The following is an 18,349-nucleotide window of genomic DNA, read 5'->3' as shown; positions in this document are numbered from 1 at the left end:
CAGCTCCAATAGCGACTTCTGAAGCATCCGGATTTGCTTCCTGTGCCCAAGATCGCATTTCGGGCCAGACGGTCGAGCCGCGTGAGATAATCGGCTATTTGATGCTGTTTGTCTTTTGCGCTTCCATTTACGCCGATTGATTGGCTCGACGAAAAATCTCTCACTACAATTGGTCATTTTTCTATCGAAAGAACAAAATACAACCCAAGGCAGATCAGTTTAACTCAAAAGATGGCGATCATTAAATTCGAAGCCGTATTCTTAATATAATTGTTATACTACATATTCTTATATTATTAAATAATTGAAATTATTGAGGATAAACCATGTATTTGTAGGGGTTTATCGTGCGGATTAGGTCGACACTTCAGAACATTTTTCCCAAACGTCACAATTTGATCGTGGACAGCTCCGGAAATTTCGGAATGCTCGCAGCCCTGATGGCTCCCATACTCTTTGTCGTGGCTGGAGGTGCGGTCGATGTCGTGAATGCCATGACCGAGAAGCAGCACTTGCAGGAAACGCTCGACGCTGGCGTCCTCGCGGCAGCAACAAAAGCGACCCCACAGGCGCAACGGAGCGAAGTCGAGAATTTTCTGAGTAGAGTCATGCCGGAAGGGAGCCAGCCCGTTGACTGGCAAAATGCCGTGACAGTGACGTCGAATTCCGACGGCAGCATTACCGGCGGCTTTCGGACCGACTTCAAGCCATCATTTCTGCCTCTCATCGGCATGGAGACGATGCCCATATCCGTATCAGCAACGGCTGTGGCACCGAAGGCAAAGTCTTCCGGCGCCTGCATTTATGTCCTAGGAAATAGCAATCAGGCTGTCCTGATCAACTCAGGCGCTCGCGTAAAAAGTGACAGCTGCGGTATTGACGTACAGTCTGTCAGCAATCCAGCCTTCATCATGAACAGTGGCTCGACAATCGATACGACGCGATTTTGCGTCAAGGGCACGCAATATATCAAGAATGGCGGCACGTTGAGCAATCTGCAGGTAGGTTGCAACGCAGCACCCGATCCCTACGCCGGCAAAATCACTGAACCGAAATCGCCAGCCAGTTGCACCGATAGCGGCACGAAGGATGGCAAAACACAGTCGATAAAGCCCGGCATGCATTGCGACCTGACATTCAACGGCAGCCCGACCGTTACCTTCGAGCCGGGTCTGCATATCGTAAAGGGGCGGATGATCATCAACAGCAACTCGACCGTTGTCGCAAATGGCGTCACGTTCTATTTCCCAGACGTCGACAGTGAAATCCGGGCCAATGGCGGGCTTACCTTCAAGGCGTCGCCACCAACAAGTGGAATCTATAAGGGTGTGTTGATGTTCGAGAAAACCAGTAACATGACGGTTGGATCGAATACCCGTCAGTATATATTCAACGGCTCCAACGGTGAAACTCTGGAGGGTATCATCTACCTTCCAAATCGCGATGTCACCTACAACTCCACAACCAATCAGGCCAACAAAATTTCTATGGTGGTCAATACCATGATCGTCAATTCGGCCAATTGGACCCTCAAGTCTTACGACGGCGGCGACACCGGCGCAAAGTCGGCGGCACGGCTGGTAAAATAAGCTGAGGTTGGTTTGGGTTTATTTCAGGAGTGAAGCTCCACGACAGCGGGTCGCACTGCGCAAGGTAACGTCAACTGTCTAAACGGATAGGTGGGCGCAGCATTTTGCGGAACACTGCGTTTGCCGCGCCAGTCGACAAACGAAGACTCTGCTACCCCTTGCATCGCGAAATGACACATCATCACAAACTGTTTGTCTCATACCGCAAGCACTCAGAGTACGCTAAAGGCCTTTCACCGCTGCCCACGACGCGCCCTAACTAATTGCACTCATTTTTCGCCCACAAAGACATTTTTGGACTTGCATAGCCGCGCAAATCATTTATAGGACGCCTAACAGAACGGCGCAGCGGTTTTGTTACGTTGGGGAATAGTTCAACGGTAGAACGACGGACTCTGACTCCGTTAATCTTGGTTCGAATCCAGGTTCCCCAGCCATCCGCTTTCGCGTTGTAGTATCAGCGACTTATAGAGTGTCGCGTATCGCTTTCCAGATCCAAACCAACGCAACTCTAGATGCTCGACGTTTACGGTTTTGATCTCTCTCTAAATTCGACTTTAACGTACTGGTCCATCGCCAGAAAATCGTTGCGTCTTTTCAACCGGTTGGCGTGATTTTCCGTCGAAGGGACGTGACATCTCTCATATCCCAAAGATACTTAGAACTCTCAAATAACGGCTGGAATGCTGTTGCAGGTGCTTCAGACAGGCTTTGAAGAATGTAGGTTTTGGGCCGCAAGGAGAACGTCTGCTCCTCTCTGCAACAGTCGTAGAAGCGGACATACCGCTTTGAAAAAGAGAGCGTCATGCAGGTGAACCCGTCATTGCGAAACAGTAACGACAACCTTGCCCTTCGCGCGCCCGGTTTCGACATAGGCCAAGGCGTCCGCCGTTTGCGAAAAGGGAAACACCTTGTCGACGACAGGACCGATGGCACCAGCGTCGATCAGCTTGGCGATTTCCCGCAGTTGCTCGCCTTCCGCCCGCATGAAGAGGAAGGAATAGTCGACGCCCCGGCTCTTTGCCTTTTTCAGAATTCCTCTGCTCAGCATCCGCATGACAAGGCGCAGGATGAGGTTCAGTCGCAGGGATTTGGCGAAGGGGACGTCCGGCGGCCCGGAGATAGAGATCAGTTTACCGCCGGGCCTCAGCACATTGACTGACTTTGCCAAGGCCTTGGCATCCTGACTGTTCAGCACGAGATCATAACCGGACAGCACCTGTTCGAAGTCCTGGGCCTTGTAGTCGATGACCACATCCGCGCCGAGACTTTTGACAAGCTCGACATTCGCGGCACTGGTGGTGGTCGCCACGGTGGCACCGAGATGTTTGGCAAGTTGGATGGCGAATGTGCCGACACCGCCGGACCCAGCCTGGATGAACACCTTGTGACCGGGCTGGACCTTGCCAACCTCGACAAGCGCCTGCCACGCGGTCAGTCCGACCAGGGGGATCGAGGCAGCCTGCACCATGGACAGGCTTTTTGGCTTCAGCGCCAGGTCTTCGGCATCAACCGCTATCATTTCTGCGAAGGTGCCAGCTCTGCGATCCCGCGGACGGCCATAGACCTCGTCGCCCACCTTGAACCGTCGGACATTGGCGCCGACGCGGAGGACCGTTCCGGCCAGATCGTGACCGAGGATGAAGGGCGGTCGATAGGGCAGGAACAGCTTGAATTCGCCGTCACGCACCTTGGAGTCGAGAAGGTTGATTGCGGTAGCCTCGATGCGAACCAGCACGTCATTGGCGCCGATTTCAGGATCTGGCATGTCTGCGAGACGCAGGGGGTAGTTCTTCTTGTATTTGTCGACAACGAAGGCTTTCACGGGTTTTCTCCGGTGTGAGACGGTTATCAGGTCAGGTCGCAGGGAAAGCCAGAGCTTTCAGCACGAACTCGGCATGGTAATGCAAGATCGCACCTTGGCGGGCGTCGTCAAAGAGCATCAACTCTCAGGCTATGTTGAATTGCTGGCGCAAGATACGATCAAACAGCGCACGCGGAAGAAAACGCCGTGCGAAGGAAGTTTGCCGGGCAGCCTTGCCCGAGGGGTAGCGCAAGCGCGGCGTCCTTGCCTGTGCTGCGGTAAGAATGGTCGCGGCGACATCGTCTGCCGTGTCGCCGGCTGCCATGGCGGCATTGAACGCCGCTTGGTATCGGGCAAATGTCTGACCATAGGCTGCAACAGGGCGGTCGCCACGCGGCGAGTTGGCCTCGATGGACGTCTTCGTCGCCCATGGCTCGATCACCGCGACACGGATGCCGAACAGCCGCACCTCGTGATCGAGAGATTCGGAATAGCCCTCGATCGCATGCTTGCTCGCCGTATAATAGGCACCGAAGGGACCAGGAATAAGCCCCACGACCGAGCCAATATTCAGGATCCGCCCAAAACCCTGTTGACGCATGATCGGAAGAACTGCATTCGTCACCCGCACCACGCCCAGAAAATTTGTATCGAACAGCGCATGAACCTGCTCGATCGAACTTTCTTCTGCAGCACCTGATATGGCGTATCCGGCATTGTTGACCAGAAGGTCGATTTGGCCGAGTTCTGCAAGTGCCAGCGACGCAGCGGCGGCTACGGAAGCATCTGAGGTCACATCGCACGCGATCATGCGTATGCCGTCGCGGACCTCGTCGGGTGACGCCTTGCGGCTGGTGCCAATCACCCTGTAACCCGCCCGGCTGAGCGCCAATGCCGACGCTTTGCCGATGCCGCTTGAGGCACCGGTCACAAATGCAGTCTTCTGTCTTTTAGATGCAAAGGTTGCCATTGCTTTGTTCTCGATCTGGTGCGCGACATCTGTCCGCGCAGCCTTGGGAGTTGTCAGGAATTGATGGTGATTGACATGAGAGGGGCCGCGCCGAGGTACGGCCCCAATGATGTCTCAACGACCGGAGGTCTCGGTAAAGCGCGGATAGTCGATGTAGCCCGCAGGCCCACCGCCATAGAGCGTGGCCGGATTGATTTCGGCCAGAGGTGCACCGCTTTGCAGTCGCTCCACGAGATCGGGATTGGCGATGAACGGGCGTCCGAAGGCAATGAGATCCGCACTGCCATCGGCTAGATGCGACGTCGCAAGCTCAAGATCAAAGCCATTGTTGGCGATGTAGCTTTTGCTGAAGCGGCGGCGCAGCGAGCCATAATCGAAGGGCGCGACGTCGCGCGGGCCGCCGGTCGCACCTTCGACGACGTGAATGTAGGCGATGCCGAGAGCATCGAGTTTATCGACGATGTAATCGTACTGCGTCTGGGGATCGCTGCAGGAAATGCCGTTGGCGGGCGAGACCGGCGAAATTCGAATGCCTACGCGCTCCGCGCCGATTTCCTGCGCCACTGCGGCGGTGACTTCGAGCATGAGACGCGCGCGGTTTTCCACGGAGCCGCCATAGGCATCCGTTCGAACATTGGCGCCGTCTTTAGCGAACTGCTCAAGCAGATAGCCGTTGGCCCCGTGCACCTCGACCCCATCGAAACCGGCTTCGATGGCATTGGCTGCCGCCTTGCGGAAGTCGTTGACGATACCGGCGAGCTCATCAATCTCCAGAGCGCGAGGCTCGGACACATCGACAAAGCCATTGTTGACAAAGGTCTTGGTCGCCGCACGAATGGCCGATGGCGCCACTGGCAGGCCGCCATTAGGCTGCAGGTCAACATGGCTGATGCGACCAACATGCCAGAGCTGCATGACAATGCGCCCACCCTTTGCGTGTACAGCAGCCGTCACCTTGCGCCAGCCGTCGATCTGGTTCTTCGTGTAGATGCCGGGCGTGTCCTGATAGCCCTGGCCCTGCTGAGAAATCTGGGTGGCCTCGGAAATAATCAGCCCTGCAGAAGCACGCTGGGCGTAATATTCGGCGGTCAGGTCGCCGGGCACGAAGCCCGCGCCGGCGCGGTTGCGGGTAAGCGGTGCCATGACGATGCGGTTTGCAAGCGTGATTGCGCCTAAGCTGGTGGGTTCGAAGAGCGTGGTCTTTGTCATGATATCACTTTGATATTTTTTCTGGATCGGCGTGGGTTCATCGAGTGCGGAAAGCTCACACCGGCGTGCGATAGCGTTCAGCAGGGAGCGCATTGGCGAGATTGCCAAGCATGGCTTTGCGCGCGCCATCGAAGGCGTCCCATTGGCCGATATCGTGCAGCGGCGGAGTGGTCACCAGTTCGCGGCTGTCGAACCCGACCAGGGCCGCATCGACCAGATCGCCCACTTCCATGACATTGCTCATGGCATTGACGTCGGCGCCGACGTGATCCCAGATCTCGGTCCGGGTCGTGGCGGGAAGCACCGCCTGAATGTAAACACCCTTCGGTCCGAGCTCTTGCGCAAGTCCCTGGGACAGGAAAAGGACGAAAGCCTTTGTCGCACCGTAGACGGTCATGCCGAATTCCGGGGCGAGGCCGACGACCGAACCGATATTGACGATTGCGCCTTCTCCTGCCTTGGCGAGACGGGGAGCAATAGCGCTGGAAAGCCTGACGAGCGCGGTCGCGTTGAGCGCAACGAGCTTGGTCATGTCATCGACGCTCTGGTCGACGAAGCTTCCACCGATCGCCGTTCCGGCATTGTTGACGAGAATACCGATGCGCGCATCGTCGCGCAGTTGGGTCTCAACCTTTGCAAGATCCGCCGTCTGGGTGAGATCGGCCGGGAGGATGTCGACTGTCACGCCGGTTTCCTGGCACAGGCGGCTTGCAAGCGTTTCCATGCGCACACCGTCTCGGGCGACCAGCACGAGATCATGGCCGCGGCGTGCGAACCGTTCAGCATAGGTGGCACCGATACCAGTGGATGCACCGGTAATCAGGACTGCGGAAATTTGGCTCATTGGATTGCTCTTTTCTCTGATTGAACCTATATTCATGATCATCATCATGATTGGATTTAAATATGATCGTCATCATGTAAATGTCAACAGGCGTTGCGGAGAATTTTGAAAATGAAGGTCAGCCGAGAACAGATGGCAGAAAACCGTCGCCGGATTCTGGATGTCGCGAGCCGGTTGTTTAAGGACAAAGGGTTCGATGCGGTCAGTGTGGCCGAAGTCATGAAGGCAGCCGGACTGACGCATGGCGGCTTTTACGGACACTTCACATCAAAAGATGATCTTGTGGCCCAGACGCTTGCACAGGCGCTGGCATCTGACAGTGTCGGAGACGGCGAGTTTAACAGTTTCGTCCGTTCTTACCTCGCACCTCGTCATCGGGATAATCCCGGCAACGGATGCCCGACGGCAGGCCTCGCCGCCGCTATTCGTCACCAGACGCCAGCCGCAAAGGCCGTCATGACAGAAGGATTGCGCACCCAAATCGCGCGTATCGAGCAGGCGCTTCCGGAGCAAGGTGCAGCCGAAAAGCGCCGTGCAGCGATCGGAAGCTGGGCCGCAATGGTGGGAGCCGTTATCCTTGCCAGAGCGGTCGATGATCCCGAACTGTCGGACGAGGTTCTTGAGCAGACGCGCACATGGATCGACAGCCGTGTCGGCTAGGTTGCCGAAAGCGCACAATCTGAGCAGTCGATCCGGTTGAGTCAATGCTCACCACCACGAGGAACAATCTCTCCGGAAACATCTGATGTGCCTCGGCCCAATGTTACCCATTCGATCGCGACACCCAGACACGGAAAAGAACGGACTAGAAAGACTTAGTTGTAGCGCGTCATTTCTCGGTTTGATGGTTACCACACCACGAGCCTCTGACCATGACCGAGCGACGGCCGCTTCTGGATGCTGCAAACTTCTGGCAGCATCCATCGCGATGGCGGGTTCTTTTCGTTGCACCGGTTGGCCTACTCCGCAGCCATAGCCTGGCCATGGCCCAGCTCCCGCTGAATATCAGTCTGCTGACAGGCTTCCGCTTTCGGTGGCTTGATGCGGAACCACACGGCGTAGAGCGCTGGCAGGAAAAGCAGGATCATCGCTGTCCCGGCCGCCGTTCCACCGATCAGCGTATAAGCCATAGATCCCCAGAACACCGAATGGGTCAAAGGAATGAATGCCAGGATCGCCGCAAGCGCCGTCAGGATCACAGGTCGTGTTCGCTGAACTGTCGCCTCGATGACGGCATGATAGTCATCGAGCCCCGCCGCCTGGTTTTCCTTGATCTGTTCCGTCAGGATCAACGTGTTGCGCATGAGGATACCCGCCAGTCCAATCAGTCCGAGAATGGCGTTGAAACCGAACGGCTGATTGAACAGAAGCAAGGTTGGGACCACTCCGGCGAGACCGAGAGGTGCCGTCAGCATTACCATCGTCGTCGTCGACAAGCTGCGAACCTGCAAGATGATGACAATCAATGTGGCTGCGATCAGCGGCTGTAGCGCCTTCATCACCTGTTGAGACACTTCCGGCGGCTGGGTCGCCTCGTTGATATCGGACCTGATCGTGATGACCGGTTTCCGGTCACGACGTTTCAGTATCAGTTCCGCAAACCGGATCTCGGAGTGCCCGAACTGATCCAGCGGAACCTGACGGCCGTCCTTGCTCATCAAAGCGAAGTCCGCCAAGCTTGATGGGTCGAGGCGATTTTCGCCTGCGCTGCGCGCTACGACAGGCACGTTGCGAATGTTGTCGCGCAGCCGCGTAGCGGCAAGCCTCTTTATTCGAATCTGGCGATCGGACGAGGCTGATGCTGGGCTTGGTATTAGGGTTGCCGTTGCGCCAGGGCGAAGGGCTTCTTGGTTCGGTGCTTTGGATGCAGATAGTCTGGAAAAACGCGGCAGAAGCCGGAAGCCATATTATGCAGGCACATCGCCTACCAAATGAACGATGTGTCAGAGCCACTTAACTATGGCTTACAGGAGTATCGAGACCGATACATTTCTGCCCTGGCAGTCAACACCTCAATCAGAATCTTCTTACAGAAAGTGAACACAGGTTTGATGATTTCTTTCATTGAAAACGACCTTAAGATGAAGTTGACAGGATATAGGCTCGCCATCCGCCGAGTTGCGTGATGTCAACGGCCCCTTCGGTGGCATGGGCTTCGCACAGGAAGCCGGAAAACTGGCTGCCATCATCCAGTGTCACTTTGCCGATGCCTAGGGGGGCAGGAATATTGGCAACGAAGCGACCGAAGGCTTCCGGCGTTACTTTCCAGAGCTCGACGGCAAGACCGGGACCGGCAAAGCCCGGTGCTCGTATCAAGCCCGGCTTAGGCGGCGTGGTATCGGGCAGCACGAACAGCCGGTAATCGGCAGCCGTCCGGCATGCTTTGATGAGCTTGCCGCCAGGACCGCTCAGCTCGTGGTTCAGCGGCATGCCGGAGAGGTGAGCACCGACCACGATCAGGGAGACAAAACCATCGTCCGGCTCCCCAACACGCGCGAGTAACGGCAGAGCCGCAGCCTTGTCTCGCCCCATACCCACGGCAAGTGCCCGGTGCAGCGCATCCGCAAAAGATGCCAACGCATCGTCGGAAAATGCCGGGCCGAATAGCGTGACACCAGCAGGCAGATGCCCTTGAGGGTCGAAGCCTGCGGGAATGGCAATGGCCGCATAACCAAACAGGTTGGCGAAGTTGGTATAGCGACCGAGATGTCCGTTTCTGACGATGGGATCGCTCAGCATCTCATCGACCCTATAGGTCGTCGGCGACGTCGGCAGCATCAGCACATCGACTGTCTCCCACGTCGCCAGCGTCTTCTGGCGAAGCGCCTCCAGCGTGTAGAGGCCTTCGAATGCATCGACAGCGCTATAATGCGCGGCACCGGAAATGATGGTCCGAACGGTCGGATCGACATCCGCCGCATTGGAGGTGATGAAATCCTTCACCGCCGCGAGCCGCTCTGCGACCCAGGGACCATTATAGAGAAGCTCCGCCGCCTGGCGGAACGGCGCGTAGTCGAAGAGGACGATCTCGGCACCCAGCGCCCTGGCGCGCTCAATCGCGGCGTCATAGATGGCTTCATAGTCGCGATTGCCGTAAAACTCTCGCTCCTCATTCTTGAGAATACCGACCTTCAGACCTGTCATGGGCAGGATGGCGGGCTTTGCCTTCTTCGAAAACGCATCGGCAGCGTCATAACCCTCCATGACCTTGCGGACGGCAACGCCATCGCCCACTGTGCCCGCAAAGACCGTCACCACATCCACGGAGCGGCAGGCGGGTACGACACCGACATTCGAAACCAGCCCCGGTGTCGGTTTGATGCCCACGAGATTATTGAAGGCGGCGGGTACACGGCCGGAGCCCGCCGTGTCCGTGCCAAGTGCAAAGCTCGCCAGACCCGAAGCGACGGCAACAGCGGAGCCGGAAGATGAGCCGCCGGAAATATAGTCCGCGTCGAAAACGGATCGCGGTGCGCCATGGGGAGAACGCGTGCCGTTGAGACCGGTGGCGAACTGGTCGAGATTGGTCTTGCCGATCACCAGTGCGCCAGCGGCCCTTAGCCGCCTCACGACACTCGCGTCTTCCCCCTGCTGGTAGGCAAAAGCGGGGCATCCAGCCGTGGTCGGCAACCCCGCGACGTCGATGTTGTCCTTGACCGCAAATGGCACGCCCCAGAGCGGAAGGCTATTCGGTTCCGGCGCGCGCGCCATGAGGTCGCGTGCGGCACTCCTCAACTCGTCGGCGGGTGTCTTCGAAATGAAGATTGCCGGGTCGTCGGAGGCGGCGATGCGGGACAGCACCTCCTCCACCAGATCGAGCGGTGAAAGCTCGCCAGCATAGGCCGCCTTCAAGGAGGAAAGATCGAGAAACAGGGGAAACATCATGCATTCTCCAGAACGACCAGCACGTCGCCAGCTTTAATGTTGCGACCAGGCCCGGCCCGCAGATCGCGGACGCGACCGGGCGCATGGGCCGTGACGGTGATTTCCATTTTCATGGACTCGATGATGGCGAGCGTATCCCCGGCGGCCACGGCCTGCCCCTCCTCCACCAGCACCTTCCAGACATTGCCGGGCACGGCACTTTCCACCCCGAAGCAGCCGTCGGGAATGTCGCCGCCAAGACCGGTGGCGTGGTTTTCATCGACAACAAATGTGTCCAGCCCCTGCTCTTTCCAGCGTCCGCGCTCTGCTTCGAAAGCTGCCTGCTGGCTGGACTTGAAAGCACCTGTAGCGGCGGCGTTACGGGCAAGTTCCGCTTCATAGGCAGCAAACGAGAATTCTCCATCCTCGATGCGGATCGGATAACCGCCATGGGGGAAAGCCGCCCGTGCTTCCGTCAGTTCATCATGACTGACGGGAAAAAAGCGGACCTGATCGAAGAAATCGAGCAGCCAGGGTTTGTCCTTGCCGAAGACGGGCGTTTGTCGCCATGTATTCCACATCTGGATCGTGCGGCCGAAAAGCTGGTATCCGCCCGGTCCCTCCATGCCGTAGATGCACATATAGGCACCACCGATGCCCACCGCATTTTCCGGTGTCCAGGTGCGTGCCGGATTGTACTTGGTCGTGACAAGCCGGTGACGCGGGTCCAGAGGCGTGGCAACGGGTGCACCGAGATAGACGTCGCCCAACCCCATCACCAGATAGGAGGCATCGAAAATGGTCTGTTTCAGAGCCTCCTCATCGGCAAGACCGTTGATGCGGCGAATGAACTCGATATTCGACGGGCACCACGGCGCATTGGGGCGCACCAGTTCCTGATACTTGCGCATTGCAAGCTCAGCATCCGGATCGTTCCAGGACAGCGGAAGCCAGACCGTGCGGCTCGGAACCTTGACCGATTGCACCGAGGGCATGGTATCCTCGATCTCTGAGAGAAGACCCAGCAGCCGCGTTCGGGCGATGCTCGATCCATCGTAGTGAATTTGCAGGGAACGAATACCCGGCGTCAGGTCCATCACACCCGGAAGCTTGGCTTGCTTCACGGCCTCCATCAGCAGATGGGCCCGCAGCCGCAAGCCAACATCAAGCTGCATCGATCCATATTCCACGAGAATATTGTCGTCGCCTTGACGGCGGTAGACAACCGGCACCTCTCGTTCCCTGTTTTCACCAAGGATCGGAGAGCCTGCCACCTCGCCAATGCCATGCACGACAGGGCCAGCCACCGGATCATGGGCACGGGCGGCTGGGTGGAAGCGGATTTTATCGCCCGGTTTGAACTGGCCCATCTTCCACTGCTCATCGGCTGCAATGACCGCAGGGCAAACGAAACCACCAAGCGAGGGCCCATCCGGCCCGAGGATGATCGGCATGTCACCGGTAAAATCGATCGAGCCTATGGCATAGGCGTTATCATGGAGATTTGAGGGATGAAGCCCCGCTTCACCGCCATCCGTGCGGGCCCATTTCGGTGCCGGGCCGATCAGGCGAACCCCTGTGCGTGCCGAGTTGAAATGAACCTCGTATTCGGCAGAAAATAGCGTCTTGATGTCGTCATCGAGAAAGAAATCCGGTGCGCCATGGGGGCCGTAAAGCAGCCCCACCGACCATTCCCGCACAAGCACCGCTGGTTCGGTTGCGGGTTGGATGTCTGCCTGCGGCATTTTGGCGAGACGCAACACATGCCCGGCGCGAAGGGTTCCCGTGGCATGGCCACCGAATTGCCCAAGTCCGAATGTGGCGCGTGAACCAAGCACGACAGGCGCATCGAAGCCACCGGACACCGCCAGATAGGCCCGCTGTCCGGCCCCTCTGATCTGGCCAATAACGAGGGTCTGCCCCGCCCGGATGAGGAAAGGCGCATTATGGGCGACAGGCTCGCCCTCGAGCATCATCGGCATCTCCGCGCCCGCCAGAGCGACGATGGTATCGGAGAAGAATTTCAGGACAGGGCCGGAAACGGTCAGTTCCAGTGCCGCCGTATGGTCGTGGTTGCCGACGAGGCGATTGGCATGCCGGAAGGACCGTTCGTCCATCGGGCCGCTGGGCGGAACACCGACATGCCAGAGGCCGACACGACCCGGCAGTTCCTGCAAGCTCGATTGTGCGCCGGGAGAGATGACCTCCACGACATCAGGCACGAAAACGAAGTCCTTAAGCGCAGTGGTGGCAACATTGCCGCTCTCGAAAATGTCGGACCTAGCGATGGCCTTGAGATAATCAAGATTGGTTTCGATGCCGGAAATGGACGTTGCGCCAAGGGCGGCCTGAAGATTGGCTATCGCTAAGGCACGGTTCTCGCCCGAGACGATCACCTTGGCCAGCATCGGATCGTAAAAAGGCGTGACCTCGGTCCCGGTCTCTATCCAGCCATCGACACGCACCCCTTCGGGAAAGATCACCTGCGTCAACAACCCGGCACTGGGACGGAAATCGGCATGGGGCATTTCCGCATAGATGCGAGCCTCTATGGCTGCACCCTTCGGCGTCAATGTTCCCTGGTCGGTTAACACGTCTTCGCCGGCCGCCTGGCGGATCATCCATTCGACCAGATCGATGCCGAACACGGCTTCGGTGACCGGATGTTCCACCTGCAAACGGGTGTTGACCTCAAGGAAATAAAACTCTTCCCGCAAGGGATCATAGATGAACTCAACCGTTCCGGCGGACGTGTATTTCACCTGTCGGCCCAGGGCGATCGCTGCGGAATGAAGCCGCTGGCGTATCACATCCGAAAGTCCGGGCGCAGGCGTTTCTTCGATCACCTTCTGGTTTCGCCGCTGCAAAGAGCAGTCACGCTCGCCAAGCGCGATCACTTGGCCCTGCCCGTCACCGAAGATTTGCACCTCGACATGGCGCGCCTTGGCGACGAAGCGTTCCAGATAGACGCGGGCATCGCCGAAGCTCGCCCTCGCTGTTCGTTGCACGCTTTCGAAAGCTGCTCTCAATGCCGACGCATCCGGGCAAAGCTGCATGCCGATACCCCCGCCGCCCGCTGTCGATTTCAGCATGACCGGATAGCCCACAGTCTCGGCGGCATCCAGCGCGTCCTCCAACGAAGACAGCAGGTCAGATCCGGGTAAAAGCGGCACGCCGCTTGTCCGTGCGAGGTCCCGGGCCGTATGTTTGAGACCGAAATCTGCAATGTTTTGAGGCGTCGGTCCGATAAAAACGATGCCTTCAGCCTTCAACCGTTCGGCAAAACCGATGTTTTCCGACAGGAACCCATAGCCGGGATGAACGGCTTCAGCACCGGTCGCCTTGCAGGCGGCAATGACGGCTTCGACATCAAGATAGCTTTCGCTGGCCGGTGCCGCACCAAGGTGAACGGCTTCATCCGCCATAAGGGTGGCCTTGGCGAAACGGTCGGCATCCGAATAGACGGCGACGGAGGCTATGCCCATTTTGCCAAGCGTCTTGATAACGCGCACGGCGATTTCACCGCGATTGGCAATGAGAACTTTTTTGAACATGGCGCTCAAACCTCTCCATCCCAGACGAGAACCCGGATGGGTGTCGGATCGAAGCCATTGCAGGGATTGTTGATCTGCGGGCAGTTGGAGATGACCATGAGCACGTCCATCTCGGCCTTCAACTCAACATAATCTCCCGCTGCGGACACGCCGTCGACGATGGTTATTCCACCGTTCGGTGAAATCGGCACGTTCATGAAGAAGTTGATGTTGGGCGCGATATCCCGCTTGCTCATGCCGTATCGGGCGACTTCGGCGACGAAATTATCGCGGCAGGCATGCAGATATTTCGTGCCGTGACCGAAGCGCACCGTGTTGCTTTCACAGGAACACGCACCTGCCGAGGTATCGTGGCGGCCGCAACTGTCTGCGGTGACCGCCAGCATGACCCGGCCTTCGTTCGACATGACCTTCGTCCCCGTCGAAACATAGGCCGCATTCTGCTCGCGCACCGTATCCTGACTGGAGTAGCGTTCGGAATAATCGGCGGCATTGTAGAACAGTGTATCGATGGCCTGCTGGCCGTAGCTGTCTTCGATACGCACCGTCTGGCCTTTGCGCACCACGGTGGAAAACGGCTTTTCCGCTGCCACATAATGGTCCTGCGCGGCGTTATCGAGCGTGCGGGCGGGATTGGTCTGGATAAAATCGGTCATCATCGTGTCTCCCGTCTCAAAGCTGTGCGAATGCGTTGTTTTCGAAGCCGCGCACGGCCTCGGCGGTCGCTGTGCGGCAGAGGTCGTCTAAGCCAACGGGCTGCGCTGCCACTCGCGTTATGGTGACGGGGTTGGGGGCATAGGCGGGGTTGGGATCGAGCGGATGCGGGCAATTGGAAAAGCCGACGATCATGTCCATCTCGGCCCGCAGGTGGATGTAATCGGCACCGTTCAACAGGGCCGGGTTCCAGAAGAACCCGCCGTCGCTATCCACCCGCACGGGCGCAAACAGGGTGAATGCAGCGGGAATGTCGCGTCTGTTAAGGCCGATTTTCATGGCGAGCTTGATGAAATTATCCCGCGTATCTCGCAGCTCGGAGCCTTCGTAGCGGGCATTGGTCTTCTCGTTTGAACCACCGACGAGGCAATCATGCGCACCGCAACTGTCCTCCGTAATGGAGAACATGACCCGTCCCATGTCGGAAAAAATGACGCGGCCTTTGGAGAGGCCGGTCGTCCATTGCATCTTGACCGTATCGGGAAGGTTCATGCGCTCCGACGTGTCGGCGCTCGACCACGCGATGAGTGCAACCGACGAAAAGCCCTGCTGGAGACTGACGCGCAATGTTTCCTCGCGCCGCACCTTCGTGGACCAGTACCAGCCGCCGGGAACGACTTCGCGGTGAATGACATGGGCCTCGTCGATTGCAGGCTCGACAAGAGGGCTGAAACCCGACAGGGACTTGGGCGCGAACTCCAGCCCCTTCTTCTGGTGTTCTTCATAGCGGGCGCGATTGGCATTGATGTCTTCCGGTGAACGTCGTTGATGCATGGGGTTCTCCATGGAGGTCTTGTCCGGGTCGTCCCGATTGTGCTGCCCTCATGCCGGGTCGTCCCGGCGGGCGGTCGAAATTCAGGCCGCGCCCTTGGCGCGCCGGGGCGGCCAGATCGGCAGGTCGCGGGTGATCCGCGCGCCGTAGCGCAGTTTTTCCTCTGGTCTGTCGCGCGGTCGCTCGAACGCGATGACACGCGTTGCCAGCGTGAAAGCCTCACGCATGTCATGCGTCACCATCACGACCGTCATGGGCGTCTCATTCCAAAGCCGTTTCATCAGCAGGTGGATTTCGGCCCGAATACCGGGATCGAGCGCACCGAACGGCTCGTCCAGCAGCAGAACCTTGGGCCGCATCAAAAGCGCCTGCGCCAAGGCCAGACGCTGCTGCATGCCGCCGGAAAGCTGGGCGGGGTATTTGTCTTCCGTGCCCCCAAGGCCCACATCCGCGATCAAGGCTCTTGCCTCATCGACCGCTGCACGACGTTTCGCGCCAAACAGTTTGCCAATGAGGCGCGAGCCTGCCAGTTCCTTGCCGATCAACACGTTTCCCAGCACGGTCAGATGCGGAAAGACCGAATAGCGTTGGAAAACGATGCCGCGATCCGGCCCCGGCTCAGGTGAAAGAACCTTGCCATCCAGCAGGATTTCGCCACGCGTGGGGCTTTCCTGCCCCAGGATCATCCGCAGGAATGTCGACTTGCCACAGCCGGAGGGACCGACCAAAGCAACGAAGGCGCGGTCCTCGATGTCGAGCGATATGTCTTCCAGAACGATCTGGTCGCCATATTCCTTCCAGACCCGGTCGATGCGAATGGTACTCATGTCCTGACCTCCGGGCTGGACCACGGGAAGACTGCGATGCGCACCCGTTCCAGCAACCAATCCATGAGGACGGCGATCAGCGTTATCCAGACAACGTAGGGAAAGATCACATCCATGGCGAGGTAGCGCCGCACAAGGAAAATGCGGTATCCGAGGCCGGAATCCGACGAGATTGCTTCAGCGGCGATCAGAAACAGCCAGGCCGGCCCGATTTGCAGGCGCAGACAGGTGATGAGACGCGGCAGGATTTGTGGCAGCACGACACGCAAGGCAATCTGAAGCGAGTTTCCGCCCAGTGTTTCGGCTTTTACAATCATCTCACGCGGCAGCTCGATTGCCTTGAGTGCGATGTCGCGGATCATCACCGGCATGACGCCGATCACGATGAGGGCGATTTTGGAGACTTCACCCAGCCCCAGCATGATGAACAGAATGGGCAGCAGTGCCAGCGGCGGTACCATGGAGATGGCGGCTACAACGGGTGACAGAAGCGAGCGGGCATAGGGCAGCATTCCGATCAGCATGCCGATGGTCAGCGCCAGAGCGGTCGCGATGCCAATTCCGGAAAAGAGACGCATCAGACTGGCGATGGTATCCGTCCATAAGACGATATCGCCCGTGCGGCCATCCGGTATGAAAGCCATGCGGTTGATCGCATCAGCCAGGCTGACCAGCCCCGGCAGAAGCTTGTCATTCGGATTCTCTGCAAGCCGTGCCACCGAACCGATCGTATAGGCAAGGACAATGGCTGCAAATGGAAGCATACCAAGGGCAAGGCGCGTACCGTTCGATGGTCGCAAGTTGATCCAGCGCATGGGAACTCCAGAACGTTTCGAAAGGGTTGGGCCGCAGGCGCGCGGCCCCGTTGATGGCTCAGAGCGATCCCTTGGCGGCAGCGTCCATATAGTCGGTTACGAAGCGGAACTTGACGTTGGCCTTGTCACCGAGAACCGAGCCGTCTGGAAGCGATATGCCAATGACATCGGCATAGGCAGCACCGTTGCCCAGCAGGCCTTTCGCAAAGAGAAACTGGCGCACACGGTCCATCGTCTTGCCCAGTTCGGGCGATGCCGTGAAGCTCACCGCATCTGCCGGCTTGTCGAAAAGCTTGGTGGCGGCCATCTGGGCTTCAAAGCCTTTGAGGTCCGTACCTGACGCTTTGCCCATTTCCTCTCGCGCGGCCTTTCCTTCAGGGCTGTCGGCCGTCATCACCGCCAGAGTCTCGTACCAGATGCCCGCCAGTGCCTTTCCGAAATCAGGATTGTCCGCCAACACATCCGTATTAGCGGCCATCAGATCGATGATTTCACCGGGAATTTTGGAGCTGTCGAACACAGCTTTTGCCGAGGGATTTTCGAGGATTGACGAGACCAGCGGGTTCCAGGTGACAACCGAGGAGACATCTGCGGTCTGAAAGGCTGCGACCATATCGGCGTCGGACGTATTGACGACTTTTACGTCCCGCTCCGAAGCGCCGATGCTCTCCAGCGCACGGGCGAGCAGGTAGTGCGAGACGGAAAACTCCACCAGATTGACGCTCTGACCCTTGATATCGGCAAGTTGTGTCTTGTCTTTGAGAATGACCGCATCATTGCCGTTGGAGAAATCGCCGACGATGACGGCGGTGGTATCGACGCCGCCTGCGGCTGGAATGGACAGACCATCCATGTTGGTCAGCGTCACCGCATCATAGGCGCCCGCCGTGTACTGGTTCATCGACTCGACATAGTCGTTGAACTGGGTGACTTCGATTTTGATGCCGTATTTGTCGGCCCATTTCTTGACGATGCCGTGGTCGGCAGCATAACCCCAAGGCATCCATCCGACATAAATCGACCATGCGACCTTGAAGTCTTTCTTCGGCGCGGCCTGCGCCAAATCAGCCGGTCCGACCAGCGATGCAGTCAGCAGGAGGCCGGAAATGATTTTGGTGAAAGTCTGCATTGGTATTCCCCTTTTTGCGTTTCTTCAAAAAGGAATCGGCACGAACCTGCGCCGCCAATTCCTTGGCTAACGAGGTCTCCCGGGCTTTTGTCCCGCCGTGCATCCGAACGGGATTTCTCCCCGCCCAGTGGCTGCTCTCGGACCAGTCATGCTCAAAGCACCGGAACCCTAGCGGCCAACTCAGAGATATTAAAGCAATGTTCGTGCCAAGTGCTTGTGCCTTGGATTTTGAGCAGATGTTGCAGCGGTTGATGGATA

At 57.9% G+C, this 18,349-nt stretch carries 13 protein-coding genes, 1 tRNA gene, 1 pseudogene and 1 riboswitch; of the genes and pseudogenes, 3 read left to right on the top strand and 12 right to left on the bottom strand.

What is annotated here, in order from left to right:
• Positions 1-425: 425 nt before the first annotated feature.
• Entirely contained in the window at positions 426-1,589 is a 1,164-nt protein-coding gene (locus tag ASF29_RS01655; protein ID WP_156462491.1) for a pilus assembly protein TadG-related protein, read from the top strand.
• 363 nt (positions 1,590-1,952) lie between these two features.
• A tRNA-Gln gene (locus tag ASF29_RS01650) sits at positions 1,953-2,026 on the top strand.
• A gap of 383 nt (positions 2,027-2,409) precedes the next feature.
• Here the strand turns inward: ASF29_RS01650 and ASF29_RS01645 are convergent.
• The 4 genes from ASF29_RS01645 to ASF29_RS01630 all read right to left on the bottom strand — a co-directional run bounded on the left by ASF29_RS01645 (position 2,410) and on the right by ASF29_RS01630 (position 6,416).
• Positions 2,410-3,414: an NADP-dependent oxidoreductase gene (locus ASF29_RS01645; RefSeq protein WP_062447909.1), complete on the bottom strand. Its 1,005-nt coding sequence runs from the start codon at positions 3,412-3,414 to the stop codon at positions 2,410-2,412.
• A 124-nt stretch (positions 3,415-3,538) separates the two neighbouring features.
• On the bottom strand, positions 3,539-4,363 hold the full coding sequence (locus ASF29_RS01640) for an oxidoreductase (RefSeq protein ID WP_062447908.1): 825 nt from the start codon (positions 4,361-4,363) through the stop codon (positions 3,539-3,541).
• A gap of 114 nt (positions 4,364-4,477) precedes the next feature.
• Positions 4,478-5,572: an alkene reductase gene (locus tag ASF29_RS01635; RefSeq protein WP_062448614.1), complete on the bottom strand. Its 1,095-nt coding sequence runs from the start codon at positions 5,570-5,572 to the stop codon at positions 4,478-4,480.
• 55 nt (positions 5,573-5,627) lie between these two features.
• Entirely contained in the window at positions 5,628-6,416 is a 789-nt protein-coding gene (locus tag ASF29_RS01630; protein ID WP_156462490.1) for an SDR family oxidoreductase, read from the bottom strand.
• Positions 6,417-6,527: 111 nt separating this feature from the next.
• On the opposite strand from ASF29_RS01630, the gene ASF29_RS01625 reads away from it, so the two are divergent.
• The gene (locus ASF29_RS01625) at positions 6,528-7,076 is read left to right on the top strand and encodes a TetR/AcrR family transcriptional regulator (RefSeq protein ID WP_062447902.1); all 549 of its coding nucleotides are present in this window, start codon (positions 6,528-6,530) and stop codon (positions 7,074-7,076) included.
• Between the two features lie 299 nt (positions 7,077-7,375).
• Here ASF29_RS01625 and ASF29_RS01620 read toward each other — a convergent pair.
• The 8 genes and pseudogenes from ASF29_RS01620 to ASF29_RS01585 form a co-directional block, all read right to left on the bottom strand.
• A pseudogene (locus ASF29_RS01620) lies at positions 7,376-8,224 on the bottom strand (efflux RND transporter permease subunit); the annotation flags it as partial.
• A gap of 268 nt (positions 8,225-8,492) precedes the next feature.
• On the bottom strand, positions 8,493-10,298 hold the full coding sequence (atzF, locus tag ASF29_RS01615; RefSeq protein WP_062447896.1) for an allophanate hydrolase: 1,806 nt from the start codon (positions 10,296-10,298) through the stop codon (positions 8,493-8,495).
• Positions 10,298-13,834 carry an urea carboxylase gene (gene uca / locus ASF29_RS01610; protein ID WP_062447893.1) on the bottom strand — a complete coding sequence of 1,179 codons (3,537 nt, stop codon included), beginning with the start codon at positions 13,832-13,834 and terminating at the stop codon, positions 10,298-10,300. Before uca ends, atzF begins: the two co-directional genes overlap by 1 nt.
• A 5-nt stretch (positions 13,835-13,839) precedes the next feature.
• The gene (locus tag ASF29_RS01605) at positions 13,840-14,490 is read right to left on the bottom strand and encodes an urea amidolyase associated protein UAAP2 (protein ID WP_062448613.1); all 651 of its coding nucleotides are present in this window, start codon (positions 14,488-14,490) and stop codon (positions 13,840-13,842) included.
• Positions 14,491-14,506: 16 nt separating this feature from the next.
• Positions 14,507-15,322, bottom strand: coding sequence for an urea amidolyase associated protein UAAP1 (locus tag ASF29_RS01600; RefSeq protein WP_062447892.1), 816 nt, complete (start codon positions 15,320-15,322; stop codon positions 14,507-14,509).
• Positions 15,323-15,403: 81 nt separating this feature from the next.
• Positions 15,404-16,147: an ABC transporter ATP-binding protein gene (locus ASF29_RS01595; protein WP_062447889.1), complete on the bottom strand. Its 744-nt coding sequence runs from the start codon at positions 16,145-16,147 to the stop codon at positions 15,404-15,406.
• Entirely contained in the window at positions 16,144-16,962 is an 819-nt protein-coding gene (locus tag ASF29_RS01590) for an ABC transporter permease (protein ID WP_062447887.1), read from the bottom strand. The genes ASF29_RS01595 and ASF29_RS01590 overlap by 4 nt, the downstream gene beginning before the upstream one ends.
• Before the next feature lie 58 nt (positions 16,963-17,020).
• On the bottom strand, positions 17,021-18,091 hold the full coding sequence (locus tag ASF29_RS01585) for a putative urea ABC transporter substrate-binding protein (RefSeq protein WP_062447885.1): 1,071 nt from the start codon (positions 18,089-18,091) through the stop codon (positions 17,021-17,023).
• 74 nt (positions 18,092-18,165) lie between these two features.
• A riboswitch (guanidine-I (ykkC/yxkD leader) is annotated at positions 18,166-18,274 on the bottom strand.
• Positions 18,275-18,349: the final 75 nt, after the last annotated feature.

This window comes from Rhizobium sp. Leaf262 (assembly GCF_001422245.1).
In the GTDB taxonomy this organism is placed as follows: domain Bacteria; phylum Pseudomonadota; class Alphaproteobacteria; order Rhizobiales; family Rhizobiaceae; genus Agrobacterium.
Note: the sequence above shows the minus strand (reverse complement) of the source record. Positions and strands in the feature narration are given on the sequence as shown.

What these genes read in the sequence shown, in the direction of transcription:
- ASF29_RS01595 (WP_062447889.1), bottom strand. Translation starts at nt 16,147, where the DNA reads ATGAGTACCATTCGCATCGACCGGGTCTGGAAGGAATATGGCGACCAG.
- ASF29_RS01585 (WP_062447885.1), bottom strand. Translation starts at nt 18,091, where the DNA reads ATGCAGACTTTCACCAAAATCATTTCCGGCCTCCTGCTGACTGCATCG.
- uca (WP_062447893.1), bottom strand. Translation starts at nt 13,834, where the DNA reads ATGTTCAAAAAAGTTCTCATTGCCAATCGCGGTGAAATCGCCGTGCGC.
- ASF29_RS01605 (WP_062448613.1), bottom strand. Translation starts at nt 14,490, where the DNA reads ATGACCGATTTTATCCAGACCAATCCCGCCCGCACGCTCGATAACGCC.
- ASF29_RS01600 (WP_062447892.1), bottom strand. Translation starts at nt 15,322, where the DNA reads ATGCATCAACGACGTTCACCGGAAGACATCAATGCCAATCGCGCCCGC.
- ASF29_RS01630 (WP_156462490.1), bottom strand. Translation starts at nt 6,416, where the DNA reads ATGAGCCAAATTTCCGCAGTCCTGATTACCGGTGCATCCACTGGTATC.
- ASF29_RS01635 (WP_062448614.1), bottom strand. Translation starts at nt 5,572, where the DNA reads ATGACAAAGACCACGCTCTTCGAACCCACCAGCTTAGGCGCAATCACG.
- ASF29_RS01625 (WP_062447902.1), top strand. Translation starts at nt 6,528, where the DNA reads ATGAAGGTCAGCCGAGAACAGATGGCAGAAAACCGTCGCCGGATTCTG.
- ASF29_RS01640 (WP_062447908.1), bottom strand. Translation starts at nt 4,363, where the DNA reads ATGGCAACCTTTGCATCTAAAAGACAGAAGACTGCATTTGTGACCGGT.
- ASF29_RS01590 (WP_062447887.1), bottom strand. Translation starts at nt 16,962, where the DNA reads ATGCGCTGGATCAACTTGCGACCATCGAACGGTACGCGCCTTGCCCTT.
- atzF (WP_062447896.1), bottom strand. Translation starts at nt 10,298, where the DNA reads ATGTTTCCCCTGTTTCTCGATCTTTCCTCCTTGAAGGCGGCCTATGCT.
- ASF29_RS01655 (WP_156462491.1), top strand. Translation starts at nt 426, where the DNA reads ATGCTCGCAGCCCTGATGGCTCCCATACTCTTTGTCGTGGCTGGAGGT.